Source organism: Lacrimispora sp., from assembly GCF_032078915.1.
In the GTDB taxonomy this organism is placed as follows: Bacteria; Bacillota; Clostridia; order Lachnospirales; family Lachnospiraceae; genus Lacrimispora.
The window spans coordinates 1-9,104 of the sequence record NZ_DAMAUN010000147.1 but is presented as its reverse complement, the minus strand read 5'-3'; the positions used below and the strand labels follow the sequence as shown (position 1 = coordinate 9,104).

7 protein-coding genes are annotated in these 9,104 nt (G+C 43.7%); 3 read left to right on the top strand and 4 right to left on the bottom strand.

Annotated elements, in window-relative coordinates:
• The 4 genes from RT269_RS28840 to RT269_RS28825 all read right to left on the bottom strand — a co-directional run.
• On the bottom strand, positions 1-1,360 hold a 1,360-nt coding region (locus RT269_RS28840), incomplete at its 3' end, for a glycoside hydrolase family 2 protein (RefSeq protein WP_313187881.1).
• 50 nt (positions 1,361-1,410) lie between these two features.
• Positions 1,411-2,256, bottom strand: a complete 846-nt coding sequence (locus RT269_RS28835; protein WP_313187879.1) for a carbohydrate ABC transporter permease — start codon at positions 2,254-2,256, stop codon at positions 1,411-1,413.
• A 5-nt stretch (positions 2,257-2,261) separates the two neighbouring features.
• Positions 2,262-3,173, bottom strand: coding sequence for a carbohydrate ABC transporter permease (locus RT269_RS28830; RefSeq protein ID WP_313187877.1), 912 nt, complete (start codon positions 3,171-3,173; stop codon positions 2,262-2,264).
• A 167-nt stretch (positions 3,174-3,340) separates the two neighbouring features.
• Positions 3,341-4,696 (bottom strand): ABC transporter substrate-binding protein, encoded by a 1,356-nt coding sequence (locus RT269_RS28825; RefSeq protein WP_313187875.1) that lies wholly within the window; start codon positions 4,694-4,696, stop codon positions 3,341-3,343.
• A gap of 215 nt (positions 4,697-4,911) precedes the next feature.
• Between RT269_RS28825 and RT269_RS28820 the strand changes: the two genes are divergently transcribed.
• The 3 genes from RT269_RS28820 to RT269_RS28810 all read left to right on the top strand — a co-directional run.
• Positions 4,912-6,693: a sensor histidine kinase gene (locus RT269_RS28820; RefSeq protein ID WP_313187873.1), complete on the top strand. Its 1,782-nt coding sequence runs from the start codon at positions 4,912-4,914 to the stop codon at positions 6,691-6,693.
• Complete coding sequence (locus tag RT269_RS28815; protein WP_313187871.1) at positions 6,687-8,213, top strand: response regulator transcription factor; 1,527 nt, start codon at positions 6,687-6,689, stop codon at positions 8,211-8,213. Before RT269_RS28820 ends, RT269_RS28815 begins: the two co-directional genes overlap by 7 nt.
• 1 nt (position 8,214) lies before the next feature.
• A partial coding sequence (locus tag RT269_RS28810) for a glycoside hydrolase family 88/105 protein (protein WP_313187869.1) occupies positions 8,215-9,104 on the top strand: 890 nt, incomplete at its 3' end.

The window sequence follows — 9,104 nt, the reverse complement described above, 5'->3', positions numbered from 1 at the left end:
CATATTTTTCTTCGGTTTCCGGCATCAGTTCATAATCATGTAAGGCCAGAATATCGGTGTGCCCGGTTTGTTCCCAGCCGTCGTTTCCACTGACCGGTCTGGTTTTATCCAGAGCTTTTGCCTGATAAAACAACATATTAGAAAAGCTCTGCTGGCTCTTATCCGTTTTTATGTTTCTCATTCCCCAGCTTTCGTTCGCTGTCACCCATGTAATAATGGATGGATGATTATAATCCCGTTCAATGAATTCTGCCAGCTCTCTGGAGGTGCTTTCCACGGTATTGTCTGTATACATATAGCAGCTTGGCATCTCTCCCCATACAAGAAATCCCAGTTTATCGGCCCAGTAGTAATATCTTGGATCTTCAATTTTCTGATGTTTTCTGGCCCCATTAAACCCCATTTTCTTTGAAAGCAGAATATCATTCCGGATGGCTTCCTCATCCGGAGGCGTGAGAAGGCTCTGACTCCAGTAGCCCTGATCGAGAACCAGTCTTTGATATAACACCTCTCCGTTTAGCAGAATCCTCCCATTTGAAATGCAGACAGACCGAAGGCCAAAATAACTGGTCACCTTATCATTTTGAAGATTTACTTCCATCTCAATCAAATTGGGCTTTTCCGGCGTCCACGTCAGCTGATCCCGGCGCAGATCCAAGTCCGGCAAAGCCAGAATTCCTTTTCCATAGCCGTTTTCACAAGATATTTTCAAACTGCCCAGATCCATTTCCACGCCGCCTTCTGCAGGAAGGCTATGAAAGGAAACATCCGCGGACACGCGCTCCATGGAGGAAATGAAGATTTCGCATAAAGCTTCATTACGTTCCAGATCCGGAGTTGCCTTTATTCGTTTTATATAGGGTTTTCCCGCATATTCCAGCCACACACTCTGCCATATCCCAGTTGTAGGAGTGTACCAGCAGGCAAAATTTTCACCTGTCCATGTCTGCTTTCCTCTCGGTTTATCCGCATCACTGTAATCCATGACTTTAACCGTCATGGTATTCTTTCCTTCGGAAACCAGTCCGGTAATATCTGCCTCAAAAGAAGTGTGGCCTCCTCTATGGCCGCCTGCATAGGTTTGATTGATATAGACCTCTGCTTCATAATCCACGGCTCCAAACTTTAAAAGCAGGCTTTTTCCGCTTAATCTGCCTTTTTCCACAACGAACTCTTTCCGATACCACACAATATGGTGGACTCTTGTATCACCGATTCCACTCATTTCGGACTGATAGCAGAACGGAACCTGAATTTTCCGGTCAAATACCGGTTCATCAAAGGAAAAATCCCATTCTCCATTCAGATCCGTCCAATCTTCTCTTTTAAAATCAGGTCTTGGATAACGTTCAATGACCATCTTCATTCTCCTTTCCATTTTCCAACGTTCACTTAAGACAAGACATTGTCTTATCCTTTTAAACCGGAAGTGCTGATGCCTTCCACCAGATATTTCTGCAGACAGATAAAGATGATGACCGCAGGCAGGATTGATAAGGTTGCCATTGCAAACATCGCGCCATAATCAGAAGAAGATCCCGGATCGCAAAACAACTTTAAGGCAAGGCTGACCGGATATTTGGCAGACTCATTGATATAGAGCAGAGCGGAAAGAAAATCATCCCACCTCCACATAAATGAAAAAATGCTGGCCGTAATTAGAGCCGGGGTTATAAGCGGCATAATGATCCTGGAAAATATGCCATAATAAGAGCAGCCGTCAATCTTGGCTGCCTCATCAAGCTCACGGGGGATTCCATCTATAAAATTAATCATCATATAAACAAAGAATCCCTGAATCGCAAAGCAATAAGGAAGAATTAACGGCTTATAGCTTCCTACCCACCCTAATTTCTGATACCATAAATATTGAGGAATCATCAGAACCTGAGCCGGAAGCATCATGGAAAGCAGCATAGCCACAAACAAAGCTCTTCTGCCGAAAAATCTGCATCTTGCCAGGCCATAGGCCACCAAAGCCGAGGAAAAAACAGTTCCCAAGGTTGCTGCAACGGCGATAAACAGGGAATTCTTAAAAAAAGTTGCAAACGTAATCTTTGCAAAACCTTTCCAGCCATTTATGTAATTGGAAAGCACAAATTTTTCCGGAATCAGCTGGCCTGCTGTCAGAAAGATGGTATTGGTCTCCTTAAAAGAACTCATAACCATCCAAACCAGAGGATAAATCATCACAAGCCCCAAACCGCAGACGATTATATGGTAAATAATTTTACCTATTTTTCTTTTGGCCTTCATCTGTCTCACACTCCTTCCGTATAAACCCAGAATTTCTTTGTTGCGAACAGAATCCCTGTAATAAGGCCTATAATTCCCAGCATTACCCAGGCCAAAGCTGCCCCGTATCCGGTATTGTAGAACTCAAAGGATTGCTGGTACATATAAACGGTATAGAACAAGGTGGAGTTCAGCGGTTTTCCCTGGGTTATAATGAAGCACTGGGTAAATGCCAGGAAACCGTTGATCATCTGCATCACCAGATTAAAGAAAATGGTAGGTGTTAAAAGAGGCAGAGTGATCCTTAAAAACTGTGAAACTTTATTTGCGCCATCTACTCTGGCAGCCTCATAAAGCGTCACAGGAATCTGCTTTAAGGATGATAAAAAAATCAGCATAGAAGAACCAAACTGCCAGACTGCCAGGATAATAAGGGTCCAGATAGCCGTATTCTTATTTCCAAGCCATGCAAAGCTGGTCTGAATCCCCATAATACCCAAAAGGTGGTTGACCACACCATCGGTTGCAAACATCCGCTTCCAGAGTATGGCGACAGCCACAGAACCTCCGATGATGGATGGAAGATAGTAAGCCGCCCGGTAAAAGCCGGTTGCCTTTGTTGTATTAAGCAAAAGCAAGGCTACCATAAGTGCAAAAATCAAACGCAGGGGAACAGATACTAAGGCAAAATAAAATGTAACCCCTATGGTCTGAAAAAATACTTTATCATCGGTAAACATCTTTATGTAATTTTTAAGTCCTGCAAAAACAGGCGGTGACAAAATGTTATAATCACACAAAGAATAGTAAAAGGATATTCCCATGGGCACCACCATGAACAGCAGAAAGCCGATGATAAACGGAAGACTGAATACCACTCCCGCTGTACTTTCTTTGTTAAGGAAATGTCTGAGGCCAGCCCCTTTGTTATCTTTCATAGACGTCCTCCATTCGTGGATAAGAGTTTACTTAGCCGGGCGGATATTCGTAATCCGCTTCGCTGCCAGCTCACAGCGCGCCCCGCTTCACCGGGCATAAGTAAGCCCCCGCCGATCACTTATGCCTTTCCGGCATTGAAGCGGGGGACTTACTTAATAAGGTTAAATTATTTTTTGTTCATGATATTATTAGCCCCGTTAAAGAATTCTTCTGCGGCTGTAGCTGCATCATATGCACCGTAGCACAGCTGTTCCTGAACCTGATTCAACAGATTGGAAACCTCACTTGCGCCGTCTGGCTGCGGAGGATTGATGGGGGAACAGTTAGGGGTTACCACCTCGTTGACATAACGGATCACTTCCTGATCCACATCGCTCATCTTCGGTGCCAGTTCTCCTGCAATCACACTGGAAGCCGGAACGCCTCTTTCTCCCAGCAAAATGTTGTTTGCCTCGCTGGAATTCGTTAAGAAGTTAAGAACCTTAACTGCTTCTTCCGGATTCTTTGTATGAGCGCCGACAGAGAAAAACATGCTGGACTTTAAATAACCGGATTTCTTGGGATCTGCTGACGGCCATGTGGTGATACCGATTTCCATCCCCTCCGGAGCTGCTTTTTGAATAGCAGTCAGCTGGTTAGAGTTATAAAAAGCACACCAGGACATGGTTTCAGGACCGGAGCCGTAAACCAGAGGCTCCTGTTCAACGGAACCGATGGAAAGCTCTGCAAATACACCTGGATCAATAAACCATCCTTCCTTAATTCCCGTCTCATACATCTGGAAAAATGGAAGGTAATCATTTACGGTCCCGCCCATCTTTTTGTCTCCATAGAGAACAACATCATAGCTTCTCATAAAATAATCCAGATAGGCTCCCGCATTATAATAAGCAATGTTTGTTTTATACCCCGTTTTCTCGTAAACCTGGCGGCATACGTCCATGAATTCATCCGTGGTCATGTAATCCTTAATTTGAATACCGTTTTCCTCCAGCAAAGTCTTATTATACAGAAGAGAAGGCGCATTAATTCCCGCGCAGATTGCGTAGACTCCGCCATTCACCGTACCGCTTGCTATCGTGTTTTCTGAAATATTAGAGACATCCAGGGTACCATCTTCCATATACGGCTTTAAGTCTACCAACAGTCCATTTTTTACATATTGATCAATGAACGAATAATCCATCTGAACAAGATCCGGAATCGCCTGTCCTGCTGCGGAAGTAGCCAGTTTATTCCAGTAGTCAGACCACTCGGAAAACTGCCCTTCTATGGTTATCCCCGGGTTCTGCTCCGCATATAAGTCTAAGGCAGCCTGAGTTTTCTCGTTTCTGACCTGATTCCCCCACCAGCTCATTGTCAGTTTGGAATCTCCGCCTGCACTCCCTGTATCTGCTGCGGCAGTATCTTCTGCAGCAGAACCTGCTGTAGTATCTGCAGTTGTGGTTGTGCCGCCTTTGCATCCGGCTAGGGAAGCTGCTGCCATAGCTGCCGCCAATAGTAACGCAATTCTTTTCTTCATGAAACCTTCCTCCATTCATTTACTTTTGCTGTATCAAGCGTCTTCATTATACTTCCCACGATTATTCCAGTAAATGAGTAAAACCGGGTTCCAAGTTGAAAAAACCGTGTTGTCTGTATAATTTGAATAGTTCTTTTCCATAACCGGTTGTTTTACGGAACTGTTTTCTATATAATTTAGCTGTCATCAGTTCAGTACCCGAAAGGCGGTCCCTTATGAAGCAGTTTATCAGAAATCTCTCTTTAAAAAAGAAGATTCATTCCATTGTATTTCTTTGCATTATCCTTTTGGCTTTCGTTTCACTCTTCAGTATCCACCTGGTTTCCAAGGCCCACCAAAAGGTGCTCTATCAATCGGTGGCCTCATCCTTGTCCTATACTGCCAAAGAGCTGAATAACCGTCTGGATAATATTTCCACCATGGCTGATATGTTTCTGGCTGATACCATTATTCAAAATGGACTTGGGACTTTAAAGGATTCTCCCAGCGTTCAGGACCGTTCCATTGCATACAAAGCGCTTTACGGAACTTTAAATGAATATTATTTTACCTTCCGAAAAAACAATATTAACTATATGAGTCTTTACCAAGACCGGTTCTCCATTCATACCCATATTTCGGCGGAAAATATTCTTCCGGAATCCGTCGTTAAAGACCTTGTCACAAGAGGCGAAGAGGCCAAGGGACGCACTCTCTGGATTACTGATTACAGCGAAGAATACGGCCTGTTTATGGTCAAGAACTTACGCCGGTCAAAATATTTAAGTCTTGATTCCCTGGGAACGCTTGTTGTCAGCTTAAATATAAACGGACTGATAAAAGCTGCCACCAGCACCAGCCATTTTTACGATGACACCCGTTATATCCTTTACGGTCAGGAGGACTTAATCTATAATTCCTCCAGTTTAAAAGCCGGAGAACTGTCACTTTTTGATCACTTTTTCCATTCCAGATACGGTCTTGTAAATCCCGATGGAGACAGCTTCTTTTACGTAAAAGGAATCATACCGGAATTTGACTGGGATTATGTTTGTCTGATTCCATATGGCAGCATTGCAGATTCTCTCCGTACCAGCTTAAAAATCTGCCTGACAATCATTACAGTCTCCATAGGGCTGGCCATCCTGCTGTCATCTGCTTTGATTGACTCCATCACAAGGCATTTTGACAATCTGATTTTAAAAATGGAACGCTTTGCGGCCGGGCAGACCGAAACTCCCCAGATTTCCTACGATTACAGCAAACGTACCGATGAATTAGGCATTCTTCACGCCTGTTTCGACCAAATGGTGGATAAAGTAAACCAACTGATCCGGACCAACTACTTAAACCAAATCCTTATAAAGGAAGCTCAGCTAAAAGCCCTGGAAACCCAGATGAATCCGCACTTTTTGTACAACACTCTGGAATCCATCAACTGGAGGGCAAAGACCATTGGGGCAAAAGATATTTCTTCCATGACGGAATCCCTTGGCACACTCCTTCGCATTACACTGGACCAGAAGCACAAGGAAGTTCCTTTATGCCGGGAACTGGAACTTGTGCAATGCTATATGACAATCCAGAAATACCGCTATGAAGACCGGCTGGAATATGAGATATCCGCTCCCCAAAATCTCTTTCATTGTGCTGTACTGAAGCTGACCCTCCAGCCGCTGGTGGAAAATGCCATCCGCTATGGATTGGAAGAGAACACGGAAGAATGCCGGATTCAAATTGTTGCTGAAACAGACGGTACTACCCTCTTCATTTCTGTTAAAAATAACAGCTCCTTCTTTGAAGAAGACCTTTTAAAGAAATTGAAAACCCACAAAATAGAACCTCATGGTTTCGGGATCGGCCTTCTAAATATACTGGATCGAATGGTGCTTACTTATGGAGAGGGCTACGGGCTCACCCTCTATAATGAGGAAGACCAGGCCGTGGCTCAGTTGTCTTTTCCTCTCAATGCAACGCCTGAATCCGATTCTGATACGAAAGGAGAACGCAAATGCTGAAATTAATTATTGCCGATGATGAACGAATGATCCGGGAGTCTATTTCCTCTCTTATTGACTGGAACAGCCTGGGCATCGAACTGATTGGAACCTGCCGTGACGGTATTGAGGCTTATAACATGATTCTCGATGAATCGCCGGATATCGTTATGACTGACATACGGATGCCCGGCCTGTCAGGATTAGAGCTGGTAGAACGGATTTCTCAGGCCGATATGGACACCCAGTTTATTCTGTTATCCGGCTTTGGAGAATTTGAATATGCAAAGCAGGCGATGAAATACCGGGTCCATCACTATCTTCTCAAGCCATGCAACGAGGAGCAAATCATGGAAAGCATGCGGGATGTGATCCGGGAATACTATCACCGCCAGGCATTTCAGGATTTGAAAGAACGCCAGAAGGCGCTGACCGCCAATCTCCACCACAGCATTCTGGCAAATATTATCAACGAACAGATTTTTCTGCCTGAAGCGTCAGAATCTTCCTGGAATGCATATTCCGGATTTATGGATTTTTATAATACGGGATATGAATTGTGTTTTCTCCACTATCTGGAAGAAGATCATTTCATCTCTGTTTTAAGCCGCATTTACGATTACATGGCCGAACATGCACCTGGTATAGAACTGTACAGCATTTATGTTAAAAACTCCCTGATTCTGTTTTTCGAAGGATACCAGGTCTCCTATGATAAGTTCGATTTATTTATGCGCAGCTTAAATCCGATGGTGCAGTCAGTGGAATTAGATTATAAACGTTATACCTTTTCCAGCCTGGGAAAGCTTTTAGAAACCATGATTACAAAGATCAAACGTTACGGAATTATCTATTTTATGAATGGACTGCAGCCAGTCCCCACCTGTAATTATAAAAATCTCATCTCCGAAATAGAAGAGCTGACCACGCTTTTAATAGAAGCAAACGGCTCAGAACTGAAATCATATCTGGAGGAACTAACTGCAATTTTAAATGACATCGGCAATCCCGATTTTTTAAAGCAGGCAGGTTCACGGATACTGATTAAATTTGCCACAGAAAGCAGCTACCTTTCATCCGTTGACACCACGGAGTATCTGATGGATTTAAACCAGCAGACTGAGGTTGGCAGCATCCGCGCCTTGCTTTGTGAAAAGCTTAACGAGGTCTTAAAAGAGCCGTCCACCCTTTCCCAGCGCTACAGCCCCTTTATTGAAAAGGTCATGCAGTATGTAGAAGAACATCTGGACAATCCCAATCTTACCTTGAAGTCCATCGCAGAAAATTATCTGTTTATGAATGTGGATTATGTAAGCAAACGGTTCAGCAAGGAAACAAAACAAAAATTTTCAAACTACATCACCATCCTGCGCATCCAGAAAGCCAAGCAATTATTAGCAGAAGGTCATACCGAACAAATTCAATGGATCGCTCAGCAGGTAGGATGTGGAAATAACCCCCAGTATTTCAGCCAGATTTTCAAAAAAAATACGGGGATGACACCTAGCGCATATGCAAAAAAGTTAAACGGAGGAGAATGACATGACAAACAAAGAATTACTGCCAAAAATCCATCTTGTGATGGATAAGCTAATGAACTTGGGAGGGGCCGACTATGAAAATGACCGCTCTGTCGGAAAGGAAGAGGCAAGCCGGGGCATCATAGCCAGAGACTTTGGGATCGAAGAATGGGACTGGCCTCAGGGAGTAGGTCTTTATGGTCTTTTAAAGCTTCAGAGATTTTACGGAGATAACCGTTACTTAGAATTCTTTGACAACTGGTTTGAGAACAATTTAAAGAAAGGACTGCCCAGTAAAAATATTAATACGACTGCCCCCTACCTGGTTTTAGCCGAACTGCTGGAGGATCTTAAAAACCCGGAATACGAGAAGCTATGTCTGGACCACGCCCACTGGCTGATGACCGGACTTCCAAAAACAAAAGAAGGCGGTTTCCAGCATGTGGTAACTGCCATCGGAAACCGTGACGGCGTCCTGTTAAATGATGGGGAAATGTGGATTGATACGTTATTCATGGCAGTTTTGTTTTTAAATAAAATGGGCCATCGTTTCCAGAATCAGGAGTGGTTAGGCGAGGCTCTTCATCAGGTATTATTACATATCAAATACTTATACGACAAACATACCGGGTTGTTTTATCACGGCTGGAGTTTTCCGTTAAATAATAATTTCGGAGGAGTTTTCTGGTGCAGGGGCAACTCCTGGTTTACCTATGGAATTCTGGAATTTATTGAGTCCTATGAAGAAACTCTTGACCAGGGACTTCTCACTTACTTTACAGATACCTTTAAAGCCCAGGTAAATGCTTTGATAGGTTTACAGGCCCCTTCTGGTTTATGGCATACCGTTCTCACTGATCCTTCAAGCTACGAAGAAGTATCTGGCTCGGGAGCAATCGCCAGCGGTATTTT

What these genes read in the sequence shown, in the direction of transcription:
- RT269_RS28835 (WP_313187879.1), bottom strand. Translation starts at nt 2,256, where the DNA reads ATGAAGGCCAAAAGAAAAATAGGTAAAATTATTTACCATATAATCGTC.
- RT269_RS28820 (WP_313187873.1), top strand. Translation starts at nt 4,912, where the DNA reads ATGAAGCAGTTTATCAGAAATCTCTCTTTAAAAAAGAAGATTCATTCC.
- RT269_RS28815 (WP_313187871.1), top strand. Translation starts at nt 6,687, where the DNA reads ATGCTGAAATTAATTATTGCCGATGATGAACGAATGATCCGGGAGTCT.
- RT269_RS28830 (WP_313187877.1), bottom strand. Translation starts at nt 3,173, where the DNA reads ATGAAAGATAACAAAGGGGCTGGCCTCAGACATTTCCTTAACAAAGAA.
- RT269_RS28825 (WP_313187875.1), bottom strand. Translation starts at nt 4,696, where the DNA reads ATGAAGAAAAGAATTGCGTTACTATTGGCGGCAGCTATGGCAGCAGCT.